Annotated in this window: 22 protein-coding genes; 10 read left to right on the top strand and 12 right to left on the bottom strand. The window is 37.4% G+C overall.

Features of this window, described 5'->3' with window-relative positions:
- Positions 1-60 precede the first annotated feature (60 nt).
- Genes H9655_RS09395 through H9655_RS09410 form a run of 4 tightly spaced genes read right to left on the bottom strand, consistent with a single transcriptional unit; the run spans position 61 to position 3,197 of the window.
- Positions 61-813, bottom strand: coding sequence for an amino acid ABC transporter permease (locus tag H9655_RS09395; RefSeq protein ID WP_191813271.1), 753 nt, complete (start codon positions 811-813; stop codon positions 61-63).
- An 18-nt stretch (positions 814-831) separates the two neighbouring features.
- Positions 832-1,530 (bottom strand): amino acid ABC transporter permease, encoded by a 699-nt coding sequence (locus H9655_RS09400; protein WP_191813273.1) that lies wholly within the window; start codon positions 1,528-1,530, stop codon positions 832-834.
- A 51-nt stretch (positions 1,531-1,581) separates the two neighbouring features.
- Positions 1,582-2,427 (bottom strand): transporter substrate-binding domain-containing protein, encoded by an 846-nt coding sequence (locus H9655_RS09405; RefSeq protein WP_191813275.1) that lies wholly within the window; start codon positions 2,425-2,427, stop codon positions 1,582-1,584.
- A gap of 17 nt (positions 2,428-2,444) precedes the next feature.
- The gene (locus H9655_RS09410; protein ID WP_191813277.1) at positions 2,445-3,197 is read right to left on the bottom strand and encodes an amino acid ABC transporter ATP-binding protein; all 753 of its coding nucleotides are present in this window, start codon (positions 3,195-3,197) and stop codon (positions 2,445-2,447) included.
- 215 nt (positions 3,198-3,412) lie between these two features.
- Here H9655_RS09410 and H9655_RS09415 point away from each other — a divergent pair, with 215 nt between their 5' ends.
- Positions 3,413-4,567, top strand: coding sequence for an acyl-CoA dehydrogenase family protein (locus H9655_RS09415; RefSeq protein WP_191813279.1), 1,155 nt, complete (start codon positions 3,413-3,415; stop codon positions 4,565-4,567).
- A 276-nt stretch (positions 4,568-4,843) separates the two neighbouring features.
- Entirely contained in the window at positions 4,844-5,326 is a 483-nt protein-coding gene (locus H9655_RS09420; RefSeq protein WP_191813281.1) for a hypothetical protein, read from the top strand.
- 39 nt (positions 5,327-5,365) lie between these two features.
- On the opposite strand, the gene H9655_RS09425 is transcribed toward H9655_RS09420, so the two are convergent.
- Genes H9655_RS09425 through H9655_RS09440 form a run of 4 tightly spaced genes read right to left on the bottom strand, consistent with a single transcriptional unit; the run spans position 5,366 to position 8,183 of the window.
- Positions 5,366-5,668, bottom strand: a complete 303-nt coding sequence (locus H9655_RS09425; RefSeq protein ID WP_225230524.1) for a hypothetical protein — start codon at positions 5,666-5,668, stop codon at positions 5,366-5,368.
- A gap of 16 nt (positions 5,669-5,684) precedes the next feature.
- Positions 5,685-6,716 (bottom strand): DUF2804 domain-containing protein, encoded by a 1,032-nt coding sequence (locus H9655_RS09430; protein ID WP_318245464.1) that lies wholly within the window; start codon positions 6,714-6,716, stop codon positions 5,685-5,687.
- 13 nt (positions 6,717-6,729) lie between these two features.
- Positions 6,730-7,356: a histidine phosphatase family protein gene (locus H9655_RS09435; protein ID WP_191813285.1), complete on the bottom strand. Its 627-nt coding sequence runs from the start codon at positions 7,354-7,356 to the stop codon at positions 6,730-6,732.
- Positions 7,357-7,382: 26 nt separating this feature from the next.
- Positions 7,383-8,183, bottom strand: a complete 801-nt coding sequence (locus tag H9655_RS09440; protein ID WP_191813476.1) for an MBL fold metallo-hydrolase — start codon at positions 8,181-8,183, stop codon at positions 7,383-7,385.
- 260 nt (positions 8,184-8,443) lie between these two features.
- Between H9655_RS09440 and H9655_RS09445 the strand changes: the two genes are divergently transcribed.
- On the top strand, positions 8,444-8,875 hold the full coding sequence (locus H9655_RS09445) for a GNAT family N-acetyltransferase (RefSeq protein WP_191813287.1): 432 nt from the start codon (positions 8,444-8,446) through the stop codon (positions 8,873-8,875).
- Between the two features lie 162 nt (positions 8,876-9,037).
- Here the strand turns inward: H9655_RS09445 and H9655_RS09450 are convergent, their stop codons facing one another.
- Positions 9,038-9,661, bottom strand: a complete 624-nt coding sequence (locus H9655_RS09450; protein ID WP_191813289.1) for an acyltransferase — start codon at positions 9,659-9,661, stop codon at positions 9,038-9,040.
- Positions 9,662-9,837: 176 nt separating this feature from the next.
- On the opposite strand from H9655_RS09450, the gene H9655_RS09455 reads away from it, so the two are divergent.
- The 4 genes from H9655_RS09455 to H9655_RS09470 all read left to right on the top strand — a co-directional run bounded on the left by H9655_RS09455 (position 9,838) and on the right by H9655_RS09470 (position 12,325).
- A complete protein-coding gene (locus tag H9655_RS09455; RefSeq protein ID WP_191813291.1) occupies positions 9,838-10,296 on the top strand; it encodes a MarR family winged helix-turn-helix transcriptional regulator in 459 nt (152 codons plus the stop codon).
- Positions 10,293-10,769, top strand: a complete 477-nt coding sequence (locus tag H9655_RS09460) for a glutathione peroxidase (protein WP_191813293.1) — start codon at positions 10,293-10,295, stop codon at positions 10,767-10,769. Before H9655_RS09455 ends, H9655_RS09460 begins: the two co-directional genes overlap by 4 nt.
- A 95-nt stretch (positions 10,770-10,864) precedes the next feature.
- Positions 10,865-11,578, top strand: coding sequence for a TspO/MBR family protein (locus tag H9655_RS09465; RefSeq protein WP_191813295.1), 714 nt, complete (start codon positions 10,865-10,867; stop codon positions 11,576-11,578).
- A 21-nt stretch (positions 11,579-11,599) separates the two neighbouring features.
- On the top strand, positions 11,600-12,325 hold the full coding sequence (locus H9655_RS09470) for an alpha/beta family hydrolase (RefSeq protein ID WP_191813297.1): 726 nt from the start codon (positions 11,600-11,602) through the stop codon (positions 12,323-12,325).
- 37 nt (positions 12,326-12,362) lie between these two features.
- Here H9655_RS09470 and H9655_RS09475 read toward each other — a convergent pair whose 3' ends face one another.
- The 3 genes from H9655_RS09475 to H9655_RS09485 form a co-directional block, all read right to left on the bottom strand.
- Positions 12,363-13,016 (bottom strand): spr1630 family ClpXP-sensitive toxin, encoded by a 654-nt coding sequence (locus H9655_RS09475; protein WP_449757704.1) that lies wholly within the window; start codon positions 13,014-13,016, stop codon positions 12,363-12,365.
- A 253-nt stretch (positions 13,017-13,269) separates the two neighbouring features.
- On the bottom strand, positions 13,270-13,683 hold the full coding sequence (locus H9655_RS09480; RefSeq protein ID WP_191813301.1) for a hypothetical protein: 414 nt from the start codon (positions 13,681-13,683) through the stop codon (positions 13,270-13,272).
- Positions 13,684-13,713: 30 nt separating this feature from the next.
- Complete coding sequence (locus H9655_RS09485; RefSeq protein ID WP_191813303.1) at positions 13,714-14,472, bottom strand: SGNH/GDSL hydrolase family protein; 759 nt, start codon at positions 14,470-14,472, stop codon at positions 13,714-13,716.
- A gap of 133 nt (positions 14,473-14,605) precedes the next feature.
- Here H9655_RS09485 and H9655_RS09490 point away from each other — a divergent pair, with 133 nt between their 5' ends.
- The 3 genes from H9655_RS09490 (at position 14,606) to H9655_RS09500 (ending at position 18,586) form a co-directional block, all read left to right on the top strand.
- Positions 14,606-15,595, top strand: coding sequence for a LacI family DNA-binding transcriptional regulator (locus H9655_RS09490; protein WP_191813306.1), 990 nt, complete (start codon positions 14,606-14,608; stop codon positions 15,593-15,595).
- Between the two features lie 170 nt (positions 15,596-15,765).
- Positions 15,766-17,163 carry a hypothetical protein gene (locus H9655_RS09495; protein ID WP_191813308.1) on the top strand — a complete coding sequence of 466 codons (1,398 nt, stop codon included), beginning with the start codon at positions 15,766-15,768 and terminating at the stop codon, positions 17,161-17,163.
- 1 nt (position 17,164) lies between these two features.
- Complete coding sequence (locus tag H9655_RS09500) at positions 17,165-18,586, top strand: aldehyde dehydrogenase family protein (protein WP_191813310.1); 1,422 nt, start codon at positions 17,165-17,167, stop codon at positions 18,584-18,586.
- The last annotated feature ends 13 nt before the right edge of the window (positions 18,587-18,599 follow it).

Genomic DNA, 18,599 nt, shown 5'->3' on the forward strand with positions numbered 1-18,599 from the left:
TTGCAAGGTACTGAATGAAATTCACCAAAAAAAAAGAAGCCCGCAGACTTCATTTTTGCTTTATACCCTTAAAGGGAGATCTTTACTAATTGTTGTGTTCATTTTCTTTTGCTTTATCTCTTTATTCCTCATTTTTTCTTCTACAAAGGTAAATAACACTTCCAATAACCAACAAATTAACCAATAAATTAGAGCAGCGACTAAATACATTTCCAAAAAGTGATAACCATCATTAGCAATTATTTTTGCCAGCGCCATCACTTCTACTACTTTCACCGCAAATGCTAGTGACGTCGCCTTTATTAAACCAATAAAGGTATTTCCTAAGTTGGGTAAGGCCACTAAGAACGCTTGCGGAAGAACAATTCTTTTTAACGCTTGAAAAGTAGTCATTCCCACAGAATGAGCGGCTTCCATTTGACCGATTTGTACAGCATTTAATGAGGCCCGCATGATTTCTGCTTGATATGCTGATACATTAATTGTGAATGCAATAAAAGCGTAAAGCAGTGGTGAAATATGATCCGCATTATAAGCTGTACCGAAAGATTGATTCATCTTATCTAATAGAACAGGAACACCGTAAAAGAATACATATAATTGTACCAATAATGGTGTACCTCTAATAAATGAAATATAAATAATGAATAGGCGATTAAGGATAGGGACGCGATAAATCCGGCAAAGAGCAATCAGAAGACCGAATATTAACCCAAACACCATGGCAACAACGGCAATCGCTAAGGTGATTGGCACCCCTTTTAAAACCGCTGGAATTTCCTGAATAGCAAATTCAAAATTGATAATAGGCATTAAACGTTCATTCCTTCATTATGATTTGGATAAACTGACTTTTCCTTTCTTTAAAACCTTTTCTAATGTGCTAATGACCATCTCTATTAAAATACAAGTGCCCCAATATATAAGAGAAATGACAACATAAATCTCAAACATACCTATACCATGGTTATTACCTAATATAATCCTTACTTGACCCATGATATCGATAATACCAATCGTGAATGCTAAAGAAGTATCTTTTAATAGTTCGATAATGTTATTACCTAAATTCGGTAAGGATAAAACGAAGGCTTGCGGCAACACGACTCTCCATAATGCTTGTGTATAGGTCATTCCGACACTATAGGCTGCTTCAAATTGATCCTCACCAACTGCCAAATAGGCAGAACGTACAACTTCTGATAGATAGGCCGCATTATGCAGCGAGAGACTAATTAAAACAAAAATCATCCGATCCAGACTATTAATATCAATTTGAAAAGCTAATAACAGCTGGGGTAACCCAAAATAAACAAGAAATAATTGCACTAATAAAGGTGTGGAGCGGCAGAACGATAAATAGAATGTTGCAATTTGATAAAGTACTGTGAATCTCTTAATACGGACAATCGCAATAGCTACACCCAATACTAATGAACAAACTAATGAAATCAATAACATAAATAAGGTGATTGGCAGCTTATCTAATACTTGTATAAACAAACTAAACCAATCATTCATCACAGACATTCAACCCTCTCCCTTTTCAAATAACAAAGAATAATCCGTAATTCGCTATGATTACGGATTAAATTTATAGTTTTCCTCATTAATATAATCTAAGTTCTCAAAAAAATTGATCTTAAACCACTTTTCAGCTAAATCTGGTAAGGTGCCATCCTCAATAAGTTCTTTCGTCACTTCATCGAACTCTTTGGCTAATTCTGTTTGTTCTTTATTAAAAACGGCATAGACAGGCTCCTTTGACACAATCCCAGCCACTTTCAAATTTAAATCCAACTCTTCTTGGACCGCATTGAATGTCGTTACATTAATAAACATGGCATCATCTTTACCATCATTAACGCGCTGTAGGTTATCTGCATTAGAAGGAAATTCAATACTCTCAATTTCGATTTGCTCATCAGGATTGTTTTTGTTATAACTATTTAATATTGTTCTTAAACCACCACTAGGAGACATCGGTGCTAATTTTTTGCCAACCATATCTTCTAATGTTTTGATATCATCGCGATCTGGTTGTGTTACGAGGGAAGTTAGTGAATAACCAAATTCCTGTTCTGGATAAAGAAACTTTTCTTCTCTTTCAGGGTTTTTAAAGAACCAATTAATCGCAAAATCATATTTTCCTGTATCCACGCCAACTAAATTAGCTTCCTCTTCTCCCCAAACATATTCAAAATGGTAGTCTTCTAATTTCTTCTCTACTTCTTTCAAATAATCCATATCGTAACCAATTGGCTTATTATCATCATCCGCATATAGGAATGGTGGATTCACCTCGTCACTTATGGCGACAGTAATAATTTTCTTACCATCTTCAGTTGTCCCATTACTTGAAGACGAGCATCCAGCAACGAATAAAACGCTTATTATAAGCAGGAATGTAATTTTTAACCCTTTCATTTTAGTCCTCCATTCTCCTAGATAGTAAAGTCTGGTTCCTTCATTATTCTTTTTAAAAACTTTCTTGTTCTCTCTTGTTTCGGATGAATAAGAATGTCATCGGGTGGCCCTTGTTCGATAATCTGACCATCATCCATAAATACCACTCTATTCGAAACCTCACAAGCAAAATCAATCTCATGTGTGACAATCATCATCGTAACCCCACCACTCGCGATTTCTCGTATAATTTCTAACACTTCTCCTACCATTTCTGGGTCAAGTGCAGAAGTTGGTTCATCAAACAATAGGACGTCCGGATTTAGCGCTAACGCCCGGGCAATCCCCACTCTTTGTTTTTGTCCGCCAGAAAGTTGTTGCGGATACGCATTGATTTTATCTGCTAATCCTACCTTAGTTAGAATGTCTACCCCGATTTCCCTCGCCATTTTTTTCGATTTCTTTTGTGCGATGATTAAACCTTCTGTTACATTTTCGAGAACCGTTTTATTCTCAAAAAGATTATAGTGTTGAAAAACCATCGCCGTCCTTCTTCTTAATTGGAGGATATCTTTCTTCACTGGTTTTTTTGTTTGTATCGTTAAATCATTGATTGATATTATTCCTTCGTCTGGTTTTTCCAAATAGTTCACACATCTAAGGAGCGTTGTTTTTCCTGAACCGCTCGGACCAATGATTGTGACAACATCCCCTTTTGAAACTTCTAAATCAATCCCTTTTAATACATGGTTATTTTTGAACTTTTTATGAATATGCTTCAGTAAGATCATTTAAACCTCACTTTCCTGCATTACTGCATTGGTGTTTGAATTTTATAAAAAAAGATTAACAAAACAATTTCTATATGTAAAGTCGGAATTTTTCTATTTTTTAAATATTTACACAAACAAGCATCCCCTCCTTGACGAACCAGAACCACTTGTTTAACATTTAAACCAACAAAGGAAGTAGGAATTAGATAGTTAAATTAGAGGAGGAAGAGACATTGGTTTCACAATTATTCGTGAAGACGGAAGAGCAGAGAAAGTGGTTACATGCATTACAGACGAAAAAAGCGGCATTTCTTAGTCGTTCACAAGAAATAGATGAAGAGGCGAAATTCCCTCATGAGAATATTCGTGAATTAGTGACATTAGGTTATTCAAAAGTGACATTACCTAAAATATATGGCGGTGAGGGGCTTGGTGTGTATGACATGGTTCTTTTCCAAGAAACCCTTGCTTCCTACGATAGTGCCACTGCCTTAAGTATCGGTTGGCATGTTGGTGGATTAGGCGAAATCTATGAAAATCAATTATGGACAGATCAACAACTAGCATCTTTTGCAAATGATGTACAAAAAGGCGCACTCGTGAACCGGTCTGTGAGCGAAGCACAAACGGGTAGCCCGACAAGAGGTGGCCGCCCCGGAACAACAGCTGTACGCCAAAATGGTTCGTGGGTTATTAATGGCCGTAAAAACTTCACAACCATGTCGCCTGCTTTAACCTATTTTCTCACTTCTGCCTGGATAGAAGAGAAACAAACGATTGGCTTTTTCTTAATTCATAAAGATACGCCAGGATTATCTATTGACGAAACATGGGATGTCGTTGCTATGAGAGGAACAGGAAGTCATGATCTTGTATTAAATCAAGTAGTCATTCCTGAAGAGGCACTCGTTGAAACAATTGCTGACAGGGGAAAAGCTTTAAACGGATGGGTACTACATATCCCCGCCTGCTATCTCGGAATTGCGCAAGCCGCTAGAGATTATGCCGTACAATTTGCCTTAGAGCATAAACCAAATAGCATAAAGGGGTCTATTAGTGAACTACCGAATGTACAAACACTTCTCGGTGAAATCGATGCCGCTTTACTTGCTGCGAGACACCTACTCTATCATGTGGCCGAAGTATACGATGATAAAGATAGAAGAAAATATATTGAAAACGAACTAGCTGTTGCTAAATATCAAGTGACGCATGCAGCACTGACTGTTGTCGATAAAGCGATGCGCGTCGCAGGAGCAAAAAGCTTACAACGTAACAATCCGCTACAAAGATATTATCGTGACGTTCGTGCGGGTCTTCATAATCCGCCAATGGACAACATCACCATCCAAAAACTTGCCGAATCGGCAATTGCTGAATTTAAATGAGGAACTGCTAGTAACAAACACGAGAGAATAAACTTTCTCGTGTTCTTTTTATGAGGAAGTCGATGCGCGTTGTGGGTGGTATTAGTAGGTTCACCCATTCTTGATGGAAGAGTGGGGGTTCTATTTGGCTGGGGGTTTTTGGGGTGGGCACCTCGTAGGTTCGTCATTTCTGATTTGCCCACAGTTCTTTCTGGTTTTGAACTCACTTATGGGGGTATTTCCTTTTTGCTCACACTTCTTCGTAATTTTGAACTCTCTTAGGTGGGCTTTCCCTTTTTGCCCACACTTCTTTCTGTTCTAAAACTCTCTTATGGGGGCATTTCCCCTTTACCCACACTTCTCCCTAATCTTGAACCCTCTTTTGGGGGCATTTCTTTTTTGCCCACACTTCTTCCTGATCTTGAACTCTCTTATGGGGGCATCTCTCTTTTACCCACACTTCTCCCTAATCTTGAACCCTCTTTTGGGGGCATCTCTCTTTTACCCACACTTCTCCCTAATCTTGAACCCTCTTTTGGGGGCATTTCTCTTTTGCCCACACTTCTTCCTGATCTTGAACCCTCTCATGGGGGCATTTCTCTTTTGCCCACACTTCTCCCTAATCTTGAACCCTCTTTTGGGGGCATTTCCCCTTTACCCACACTTCTCCCTAATCTTGAACCCTCTTTTGGGGGCATCTCTCTTTTACCCACACTTCTTCCTGATCTTGAACCCTCTTATGGGGGCACCTCTCTTTTGAAACATAGTTCTTCTTATTAATATTCCCGTGTAATCACTGACCTCGTCCCCATTCTACCTTTACTTCGTCTGCCTATCATTCAACCATGCAAACATATTTAAAATAATCGTTACACCGAAGAGCACACTTGCAGCAAAAACCGCAAAACCTGCCGTATCCATCATGGCACTAAAATCCTCTATTTTCACCAAGTGGTATTGAAACATTAATTGGAATAAAATGGCCATACCACAACAAATAAAGCTAAAAAATGAATACGTAACCCACCGTGTAGCATGTTCCTGCTTCCGATTAAAGTGAAGAAATGGTAGTACCCAAGCGGTTACTCCTAAAATAAGACTACCTATATTCAACCAATCCAAAATGATTCCCTTTCCCTTACCACTTATTCGACACTTTCTCCGCAAAGCCAAGAAAGTCTTTCACCTGAATGATGCTTCCATCATCCAATACTGCTTTTCCTGTAAAACGACCAAATACTTGGTGCTGGTCACTGGATATGATCATAACCGAAGTGTAGTCTTTACGATCTAAAATCGGGATGAAATCCATTTCAAATCTGCCGTCATTTGAGGTGAACTGCCAAGGCTCTAGATAATCAAAGTTTCCATTCTTTTGTGGAATATGAAAAGTGACTTCATCTAGTTTATGGCCCACGCCGTCATAGAAGAGCATATTTTCACTGGCGTTAGAAGTGTCGCCAAATCCATAGCCAATATTAAATCCAAATGATTTCCCATTCACGACTCCAGATGCGGCGCCCCAATACCAAGTATTTTTATATGTCCAAACCCCTCTACCCCAGTCTAACGTAGCAAAAGTCGTACTCTCATGAAATTGATATTCTGTTGCGCCATAATGAACATGCCCCTTTGCGCGCATCCCATTGATCTTTTGATTATAGTAAAAAGCTTTCTTATCTTCCTTAAATGGAATGGCCATTACGATAGAATCTTGAGGTTCATTAAATAAATCAATATCACAGGCGAAATCTTTTTTGCCATCAAAATTTTTCATACGGCAACATAACTTTCTTCCATTCACCGTATGCAAAAAGGACATCTGGATTCGCTTATCTTGGTATACAATATCCCCTTTTTTAGAGGTTGATGGCAAGTTCAACTTTCCAAAGGTAAGAGGCTTTATCACACTAGTCGTTTGAAAGGAAGCACGTTTAAAATCTATGAAAGAAACACTGATTAAAGCCATGTACGAGTTATCCGCAATAGTTAAAGCCACACCAAAGTCATCATTAGTAATTAAATAATAATCCCATTCTTTTATTCGCCAGCCTTGAGCCTTGATTGCCTTTCTATCATATGTAAGTAGGAGCTGTTTGGCATAACCAGTCTGCATAAGCTCACCTTTATTATTTAGAAGATGGCCAGTTTCCGTCATTTCTCTTTGCACAGTATTTACCTCCCTAGGTGAATTCATATTGGTCCGGTTGAAGGTGAGACATATCTGCTTCCAATAGGATATTTTTCTGCCCATTTACGATTTCAATTACTGAAAGACAAGTATCATGAATGTACGGGGCATCCCAAAGATTTTCCATAGGTATTTGTTTTAAGTAGGCAAGAAGCGTTTTAATTACGACCGTATGTGTGACAAGCAAAACATGACCATTCTTATGATTTGTCATCACTCTTTCTAACATTTTTACCGCTCGGTCTTGTACTTGCTGAAAACTTTCCCGCTCTGTTGGGTGATAGAGATGGGGCGCACGCCAAAAAGCATGGAATTCAGCTGCGTATTGTTTTTCTACATCTGATTGTTGCTGCCCTTCCCAACTTCCCATATAAATCTCTTGTAAATCCTCATCAGTAAAAATCCTAATAGAGCGATTGCCTTTAATCAGGCTCGCTGTCATCATCGTTCTTCCACTTGGACTGGCATAAATAGCTTCAAACGGGACTTTGCTTAAATGTTCGCCTAATAATTTGGCGTTCTCACTCCCCGTTGTTGTTAGGTTAGAATCTAATCTCCCTTGTAGCCTTCTTTCTCTATTCCATTCTGTCTGACCATGTCTTGTTATGTATATTTTCACTATTCATCCTTCTTTCTGTACAAAAACTAAAATCGGAAACTAATTTGATGAAAGGAATGAATACCTGTCCCAAATTGATCCAATTGATGACTCTTTAAATACTGAACGGCATCATAAGCTTCCTGCAAAACAGTCGGTGCTAATCCTAATGTATGATGTGATCCGAACACTTTTTCCACATTGGGAATCATCGCTATTTTTTCAATTGATTGCACGAGATCAGATGGACTCGTAGAAGGATAAAAAGCGAATATCGGCTCGGTATCATACAATAAATCACCTGTGAATAAGTAGTTATTTGTTTCATCAAAAATAGTAATATGTCCCGGAGAGTGTCCTGGCGTATGATAGATAATGAGAGTTCTATTCCCTAATTGCAACACATCACCATCCGCCAGTAAAGCGGTTGGCTCTCCTGTAAAAGGCTGATATGTTTCAGGATTAAATGTTTTTGGGGTCGGGATTGTTATATCCCTTTGGATATCCGTGCGAATTTGCTCGATCGTTAGACCACTAATGCCATTTACTAACCAGTCTTTATCTAGCTCATGAACGTAAATGGTATCGTACAATCCATGACCACCAATATGGTCGACATGAACATGCGTCGTAATGACCTCAATAGGTAAGGAAGTTAATTGGTCGGTTATACGTTTAATGTCATCAATTCCAAGGCCAGTATCAATGAGAACCGCCTTTTCTTCACCAATGAGTAAAAACGAGTGCACTTTTTCCCAGTGGCCATATTCACTAATTGCATACGTTTTCTTATCAATTAATTGCACAGTAAACCAAGAATCATTTATTAACACATGCTTCACCTGCATTTCGAATATTGGGATGGAAGGGTTTTGAGGTAGTTGATATATAATGGTTGTTCTATTCCTAAGTATAGCAATTTTTGGTAGGTGTGAATAGATAACGTTTCCCAAAAAAGGATACCAACCTTTCAATTAAATAGTTTTGGTGGAACGGCTACTCTCTCGTTCTGATTTTAATAGAATCTATATATAAAGTTGTTAAGGAAGGAAAGTTTTGATCATTATCGAAACCTTATAGAAATAATATTTGTTAGGTGTGAGTGATAATGGAAATGAGAAAGGCAACAATGAATGATATCGAAGGAATAACCGAATTGATGGGGCATCTTGGGTATCCTACCACATTCAATAAAATGAAAATAAGACTAAATAATATCTATTCAAGTCCGGATTATCATACTTTAATAGCCTCAGATAACGGCAAAATAGTTGGAATGATTGGTCTTGTTAAGGGATATTACTATGAACTGGATGGATTATATATTCGTATTGTCGTCCTTGTGGTAGATAAAAACTATCGTAATAAAGGAATAGGTAAACAACTATTAGAAAATGCAGAAAGTTGGGCAAATAATATTGGAGCAACAGGAATAGGGCTGAACAGTGGGGATAGACCTGAGAGGATTAACGCGCACCATTTTTATAAAAAGAATGGTTATGTAGAAAAAAGTATTGGATTTGCCAAAAAAATGAGCTAAGAATAGGCTATTGATTTATATTCTTCCACAATCTCCATAGAGACTGAAAATCACCTTACGATTCCATTCGCTTTATAAAGACTTTGAAAGCCTTATTACATTATAAAAATAATAAGGCTATTATTTTTGAAAACAAAATTCAACATGATTATCGCTCCGCACCTATAACCGCTCTCGACTCCAAGTTGTTCCTGTTTTGATTACCTTAGCTGGAGAGCCTGCAATGGTTGTATGTGCTTCGGAGAAAGGTTTTGTAACCACAGACCTTGCCCCGATAATCGTATCGTCTGGTAGCACCGCTCCTTTAGAAATCAAACAACTGGCAGCAATCCAAACATGATTACCAATGACAACATCCTTTGCACCGTTCAATCTTTCATTTGTTTCAATGTCAAGAACGGAATGAGCATCTGTTGTTCTTATTGCTATGTCATAAGAAAACATACAATCTGCGCCAATGTGAATATTCTTTCCTTCTTGAGATAATAGATAAACATTTTTAAAGGTTGTTCGATCACCAATCTTAATCGATTGTTTTTTGCCTTTTAATAATATATGACCAATCAAGTCGGTATCTTCCCCTATTGTAATTTCATTGTTTGATCCTCGTATGTGAATTAATATATTCGATAGTTTTGTCCCTTTTCCAATATGGATTTTATTATTTGAACCAGTGATCCTTAATTCCGCATTTTTAAAAATAAACGATTCTTCATCATATATGAGTTGATTATTTTTTCCGAATACTTTCGTCGTTAGTCCTTTAATTTCTTCCTGAAGTATCATGAATATAGGCCTCCTTGCGCAATGATTGCTCGTATTATAACATCACTGACGTTATGTAAAGGAAGAATTTACAGAATCTGAAAACAACTGTTACATATGATTTAATTGTCATCTTTTATTTTTGTATTTACATCGCACACGATATATAATAAATCGTATACGATGTAAATGAGGAGGTGGCCAAAGTAAAAGCACAACCTCTAGAGGACCAATTATGTTTCGCTATTTATAAAGCAACAAATCAATATACGAAGCTATATCGAAAAGCACTGGAACCATTTGACCTAACTTACCCACAATATATTGTCCTACTCGCCCTGTGGGAAAGTGATCATATGATTATTAAACAATTAAGTGAAAAGTTATCATTAGGGATCGGCACATTAAACCCCATTATTTCTAAATTAGTTGAAAAAGATTATGTTACAAAAACACCTTCACCAATGGACAAACGATCTGTAGTCATTTCATTGACACCAAAGGGGAAAAACTCCGAAAAGACGATATCAGAAATGATTTCAACTAAAGCTACTGAATGTGATTCTTTTACTGTATTTGATCATCAATTCAAATTAAAATTACAAGAATTGAATACACTGTTATCCCATTTAAATGACTTGGAGGAGAAAAAATGAGTTTATATGATATAAATGTAACACTCGAAAACGGGACCAATTATACATTGGAGCAATATGAAGGCAAGGTATTATTAGTTGTCAATACTGCAACGAAATGTGGTTTGGCTCCACAATTTGAAGAACTCGAGAGCCTCTATCAAAATTATAAGGATGCGGGACTGGTTATATTAGGATTTCCATCGGATCAATTTAAACAAGAGCTCGACTCTGCTGAGGAAGCAAGTGAAGCTTGTCGGATGACCTACGGTGTTTCATTCCCTATGCATGAAATCATAAAAGTAAATGGGAAAGAAGCACACCCTCTATTTAATTATTTAACGACAGAAGCAAAAGGCTTTTTAAGCAAAAGCATTAAATGGAACTTTACCAAGTTTCTCATTGATCAAAACGGGCATGTGGTAGAGCGATTCGGTCCTACGGATAAACCAAGAGATTTTGAGGAAAAGATTAAACATCTACTAGCAAATTAACAAATAAGAAACTTCATCCTCCCCATGATTATTACCGTTCACTTTAGGGTATTACAATAAATACCATCAATTAATTATCAAGGGGAGGTTCATTCATGAATCGGTCAAAGAAACTAGGTATCGTCTACCTTATTACATTCGCTATCATGATTTTCTTAAATTATTGGTCCGCTACAAATGTTGGCAATGTTGCTGATGCGAATCAACCATTATTGCAACCTGCTGGTTTTGCATTTTCCATCTGGGGTTTTATTTATTTCCTTTTATTCATTTGGGTGATAAGAGCTTTTTTTGTAAAGAATGATGCTGTTTATGAAAATACTAGCTACCTACCAGCTCTTAACTTTTTATTAAATGGCTGTTGGATTCTTGCCTTTACTGCTCAAGCATTACTTACATCAGTAGTCATCATTTTTGCATTACTTGTCACATTAATTCTGATTTATGGCAGAATAAACAATACACCTCACACTTTCTTTGAAAAACTTCCATTTTCCATTTATATTGGTTGGGTTTCTGTAGCAAGCATTTTAAATGTATTTGTTTGGTTTGTAGGAATGGAACAAACTGTATTTCTTGGAATGGATGAATTGACTTGGACCTTTATTACGTTATCAGTTGTTACGATAATAGCGATACTTTTCTCTATTCGATTTAAAGACTTTATTTATACAATTGTTTTTATTTGGGCATACATTGGTATTTATGCAAAAACACCTAATGATACTTTGAAAACGTTTGTGATGATCCTCATCCTTTTATTAATCGTTATTTTTATCTATACGCTCTATAAATTTTTCAAAAAGTAGATACATTATAAGAGGCAAATTATGAAGAAACTATTCAAATCTAAAATATTCCTTATCCTATCAGCACTATTAGTGACAGCAATCGGAGGATTTATTATCTGGGCTCAGATCACTTATCATTCAGTGAATGAGCCAACGATCCATTTAGACAACCAAATGAGCGTTGAAGATGATTGGCTCTTATTCGGTAACCCTAATAGCCAAGTAGGGCTTATACTTTATCCTGGTGCAAAAGTTGAACCTGAAGCCTATGCCTATCTTGCTCAAGAATTAGCTAAAGAAAATTTATTTATCGCTCTACCTCATATGACACTTAACATGGCCATATTTGATGTGTCCAAAGCGAACGAAATTATTCATATGTATAACGATGTGGATTGGTTTGTTGGCGGTCATTCAATGGGCGGGGCAGCAGCAGCCATGTATGCTGATCAAAATATACATCAAGTAAATGGTTTAATACTATTGGGTGCCTACGCCTCTGATAATGAAACACTGACAAATTCGCAATTACCTGTCTTATCCATAAGTGGCTCAAATGACGGATTAAGCACGCCTGCTAAAATTGAGGAGAAGAAAGTTCTTCTTCCAGATGAAGCCGACTTCGTAGAAATCGAAGGTGGAAACCATGCCTATTTCGGTGTATACGGAGAACAATCAGGTGACAACCAAGCTGATATTTCTATTAAGAAACAACAAGAAACGATCATCGATACAATTACTCACTGGATAAAAGAACAAAAATAATATTAAGAAGGGCTATCTACTATAGCTAGCCCTTTTGTTATTCTCCTCTAATTCCTTCTACTTCAATCTCAGTAATATGATAAGATGAATGAAATGCCAAAGGTAACCAGTCTTCAACTAAATGAATTTTCTTCATGCCTGGGGTTGGCATAAGCAGTTGAATTTTTGATAATAGTTTTGATTCATCCATTTCATAAGAAACAATATAAAATTGATCAAACGTTTGTTTAAGAAAATCGAATTCACCAAAGCTTAATTGTTCAAAGTTCTGAGAAGTGACGTCTTCTAAGATTAACTGTTCGCCTCCTTCATTCATTTGTTCTAATTGCTGCCAATCAATATGGCGATTAATCTTGGAGAGTTCAACTAAATAGTGCTCCTCTTTTCGACTAGGTGATGATTGTGGTGAAGGGCCTCCACTTTTAATGATAAACAAAGAGTTTGTTGCCGTATTTTCAAATTTCAAGTAACCCCATGCATAGCCTGCTTTAGAAAATTCAAATTGAATCCCCAGTTTGCGACATTCTTGGGCTACGGCATCTTCAATATGATTGCCTTTTACCCATGCATAACCTGTACTAATAAGCATTTCACGTTTCTTCTGTTCACGCTCATGAATGTAGTGTCTATATCCTTTTAATATCCCATCAACAATCGCCTGACTTAATTCAGGTGAGAATTTATAATTCATCAAGTGTTTATTTCCTCCTATGTTTTGTTTTTTCGCACATTCAACCTTTTTTGGAAAGGAAGATCATTGCTTGTTTTGGAAAAAAGCCATCGTAATTGCCATGCCCCTTTGTCTATTAATTCTTTTTCGCTCTCCCATACCATACGCAATAGGAGCTTCTTTATTCTTGTCTCTATTCTATTATTTATGGTCTTCTAGTAAACAGAAATGATAAAAGCATTCGCCTAGTAAAAAAACGAATGCTATCTTTCTTTTAACCATTTTGAATAGAAATTGAAGTTTCTTCTCTCTTAATTTTCCAGTTGAGCGATAAAACTTTTTCAATCTCCTTTAATTGCCCCTCACTTACTTTTATATTAGACACTCCGTTTTCTACGAGCATGTAATCTTGGTCTTTCTCTAATCCGAACTTCATACTTAGAATGCGTTGCAAACCAGGGAAAGTAAGGAATTTGATGCGGTAACCATTGTTAATCATTGAAACAAAGTTCGCCTCATCTTTTTGTGCCAGATGAGCTAATTGTTCAAATTCGAACTGCTCGTTATACTTTCTCCACTCTGTCGTGTCGTTAGACAATGATTTTTTGATAATTTCTTCATCCGTTACACCTTGATTACGTAATAGTTCAATCATATATGCTTCCATTAAAGTTAATTGTTGTTTCAAAGTTCATCAGCTCCGAGGTTTTCTTTCATTTTACCACGGGATGGGCTGATTAAAGTACTCATTCATTACTTGAAACCAAATATAGTAACCAATATTATTCGGATGCACCCCATCTGCCAATGTGTCTTCTAACTCAATTGAACTGTCCGCCAATCTTTTTGTCATCGGTTGATAAATATCTATATATGGCCATTCGTTTTCTTTAATATACTGTTCTGTTGCTTTTAAATAGTCTTGATAAGAATGATTGCGCTTGTTTTCAACTTTTCCGTTATATAGAACAGTTGTAGGATTAGGAGAAAGAAATAGAATTTTCGTATGAGGAGTGGCCTTTTTAATTTTATCAACGGTTTTTTCAATTGCTTGCTCTGTTTCTTTTATGCTTTGATGATACTGATAACTATTAACAACACCTGTTTCAATCATTACCAAATCAGGCTCTGCTTTTACCAATTGATCAACCGTTCCTTCCGTAAGGAGCATATTTAATGTGTAGCCACTTTTAGCAAAGTTATGAAATGACAGCTGTTTTTTATGTGGTAAATGGCGTTCACGCACTTCCTTTTCTAATAAATGAAACCAAGAAAACATCGGATGAGATGCCCCTTTTCCACGAGCCACACTACTGCCAATAACCGCTATTTTTGCACCGTTCTCACTGTAGCTTTCAGAGACGATATAATCATAAATGGTTGTCTGCTCGCTAAATGAATGGATTGTTTTAGCCGACACAGCAGAGCCAGAAAACAACAAAATACTCGTAAACGCTAAAATCATCATTCTTTTCATTTCACTCGCTTCCTTTCATACTCTCTACTTACCCCTTTTCTGAGCCGGTTAATCTAGGTCATTTTAACTTCTCTCTCCTTATAGAATCTGATAAAATAAGGAAGCACAGCTTTTCTTGAAAGGAGGAAACTAGATGGTCTCTTCTAAGGATGTTGCCAAACATGCTGGCGTTTCTCAAACGACCGTATCACGTGTACTCAATACACCAAACCTTGTTAAAAAACCGACAGTAGATAAAGTGATGGCTGCGATCGAAGAACTTCATTACATTCCAAATGCTCATGCGCGTTCACTTGTACAAAATAAAACGTATACGATTGCGCTTCTTTCAGGCCCGCTTCATAACCCATTCTTTGTCGATACAACAGCAGCCATTGTTAATTACGCAAATAGCAAAGGATATCGTGTTCATGTTCAATTTGTGAATGATGAAAAATTGAATGAAGCCTATACATCTGCCGTTGAAAACAAGGTAGATGGTGTTGTAATGTCATGCATCTTACTTGATGACCCTATTTTTGAGAAGTTCGAAAAAATGGACATTCCATTTATCACCTATAATCGCAAACATATAAATAATAAACATTTTGTTGAAATAGATAACTATCAAGCTGGTGTGCTTTCAGCTCAGCATGTTCTTGAGCTTGGTCATAAACAAATTGCCTGGATTGGTGGACCTTCTACAGTTAGTACATTTAAGAATAGATATGATGGCTTTGCCCATACCATGAGTGACCATATGCTTTCACAGCAATATGTCATTCAAACAGATACAACGAAACAAGGTGTCAAAGAAGCGTTTGAAAAGTTAATGCATTTGCCCACTCCACCTACAGCTATTTGTGCTGCCACTGATGCAATCGCTTTACAAACGATTGATGAAGCTACAAAAGCCGGATTTCATGTGCCATTAGACATCAGTGTTGTTGGCATCGATAATGTTGATATTAGTAAACATGGTAGGATTGAATTAACGACAATCGGCAGCGTTTCTGAGCAAAATTTAGGTTACCTCGCTATCAGCGAACTGATTGAAATGATTGAAAATAAAAAAAATAGTTGCGTAAAAATCACTGAATCTGTTAAAGTATTTAATAGAAAAACAACAAAGGCATATCAATAATTTTTATTTATGCAAAAATGAATACGTAACCATTGAAGCATAATCCCATACCCTCTTCCATATGAGCTTAAACGACTCATATGGAATCGCTTTATAAAAAAATGGTTACGTATTCATAATTTAATATTCAAACTTGTAAGGGTTTACAAAATAAGGAGGAGAATACCCTAATGAAATGGAAAAACAGAAAATACGGCGAGGAGTCACCGTATATCCCAGCTGGACCCTTTAAGGTTCGTTTACCTTTTATCCATTACCGCTTTGAATGGCCCGATTATGTGCAAGGACTATTAATGTGTGCTGTTGATTTATCAGCCATCCCGCTTTTAATGGACTTACTCGGTATGCCTTTTGAAGTAGCACTTGCTATTGTTGTTTTAAATGGACTTTTTTACTTATTACATCATTTACTAGGTGATCCGGCTGTACCTGGTTGGATAACGCCAGCCATTCCTTTGATCATGTTGTATTGTCAGCAATTTCCGGAAGGCCCTGAACGTGTTCACTCACTGATCGCCTTCCAATTAACACTCGGTATTCTATCATTATTACTCGGCGCTACTGGATTGGCATCAAAGGTTGTTCGCTTTATTCCACCTGCTCTAAAATCTGGGATTATCTTAGGCGCTGGTTTGGCAGCTATTATCTCAGTGTTCCAAGTGGGCGGTCGTTTTGAACTATTCCCTTGGACGATCTCGATTGCAATCGGCATTGGCTTTTACTTACTATTTTCTAAGCATTTCACTCAATTTCAAAACCGAAATTCTTTTTGGAAAACCATTGCTAAATTAGGTATACTTCCTGTTATCCTACTCGCTGTACTGATTGCGCCAATATTTAGTGAAGCAAAGTGGCCATCGATTGAATGGGGTTTCTCATCACCTGATTTCATTACTCTTTGGAATGAATACACGGTATTCGGTCTAGGGTTGCCACCATTGATGATGTTCATTACAGCTATCCCAACTGTCCTAGCAGCTTATATCGTTCTTTTCGGTGATGTACTGCAAGTGAAAGCATTAGTTGAAGATGGGCAATCTGTTCGTCCGGACGAAAAGGTAGAATACAATCCTAACCGCTCTCACTGGATCTTTGGTATACGCAATAGCGCAATGAGTATCCTTGGTCCAGATGTAACGATGGGTGGACCTGTTTGGAGCGCGATGCAAGTTGTAATGATTGAGCGCTACAAGAAAGGTAGAAAAGCAATGGACTCCATTTTCGGCGGAGTTGGTTCTTTCCGTTGGGGTACGAATACCGGATTATTTTTGCTTCCTATTGTTAGTTTAGTTGAACCTATACTAGGTGTAGCAATGGCATTAACCTTACTCATTCAAGGGTATGTCAACATTAAAATCGGTGTTCTAGAAGCAAGAAGTCAAAAAGATTTAGGTGTAGCGGGTATCGTCGCTGCTGTCCTTTGTACGAAAGGTGCCGCTTTGGCATTTGCAGTTGGCATCATGCTTTGTCTATTATTATACGGAAAAGATTTCTTTAAAGGAGAAATTGACAAAACGTTTAATAAAGATAGTGAAGAACTAAAAAAACAAGAAAAGCAGGTGAGTTAATATGAAGAAACAATTATATATTAATGGTGAATGGAGAGACTCAGCAAACTATGCTGAGCTCCTCTCCCCTTATACAAATAAAGTGATTGCGCAAATTCCACAAGCTTCAAAAGAGGAAGTGGAAGAAACCATTGAGATTGCGCATCAAAAAAGAACAGAGATGGCTCGTTTGACGGCCTACGAGCGTGCAGAAATACTAGAAGAGCTTGTTCAATTATTTAAGGAAAATCGGCAAAAAGCGGCTGAAATCATTTCTTTAGAATCAGCGAAACCTTTGAAATTCTCACTCGGTGAAATTGACCGTACAATTGAAACATATAAGTTCGCCGCTGAGGAAGCAAAGCGCTTAACAGGAGAAATGATTCCAATGGATGCAGCCAAAAACGGGGCTAACCGATTCGGTTATACCATCGAGGAACCGATTGGCGTAATTGGAGCCATTACACCATTTAACTTTCCACAAAATTTAGTAGCACATAAAGTGGGACCAGCGATTGCCTCTGGTAACCCGATTGTATTAAAACCAGCATCGCAAACACCTTTATCCGCTCTATTTCTTGCAGAACTCATTGACCAAACTTCTTTACCCAAAGGTGCATTTAACGTAGTTACTGGCAGTGGTCGTATTGTTGGAGATGCACTTGTCGAAAATCCGCTTGTGAAAATGATTACTTTCACTGGTAGCCCAGCGGTTGGGATTGGCATTCGCAATAAAGCAGGGTTAAAGAAAGTTGCTTTAGAGCTTGGCTCGAATGCAGGACTAATTATTGATAGAAACGTAGACTTAGATGAAATCGTTCCAAAGTGCGTAACAGGTGCCTTTTCTAACCAAGGTCAAGTATGTATTTCTCTACAACGCACTTACGTACTAGAAGAGATATTTACTACTTTCGTTAAAAAGTTTGCCGAAGCCACTCAGGCATTAACAATCGGTGATCCAATGAATACAACAACTGACCTATCAGCGATGATTCATTCGGCTGAACAGGAGCGAGCATTGAGTTGGGTTGATGAAGCAGTCTCCTTAGGAGCAGAGATTATTACAGGCGGAAAAATTGAAAATGGTGTATTTTTACCAACCATCTTAACGAATGTCGATGCGACAGCAAAGGTTTCTTGCCAAGAAGTGTTTGCCCCTATTGTTATTGTAAACCGAATCGCTTCAATTGAAGAGGGTATTCATGCAATCAATGATTCTGACTATGGTTTGCAAGCAGGGATTTTCACTAATGATATTCAAACTGCCTTCCATGCTTCTAAAGCGCTTGAAGTGGGCGGCGTGATGATTAATGATATTCCGACCTATCGTGTAGACCAAATGCCATATGGCGGAGTGAAAGAAAGCGGTACTGGCAAAGAAGGTTTGAAATACGCGATTCACGAAATGACAGAAACAAAATTAATTGTTTGGAACCAAAATTAACTAGAGGAGTGAC

The sequence above is a fragment of the Cytobacillus stercorigallinarum genome (genome assembly GCF_014836495.1).
Classification (GTDB): domain Bacteria; phylum Bacillota; class Bacilli; order Bacillales; family Cytobacillaceae; genus Cytobacillus; species Cytobacillus stercorigallinarum.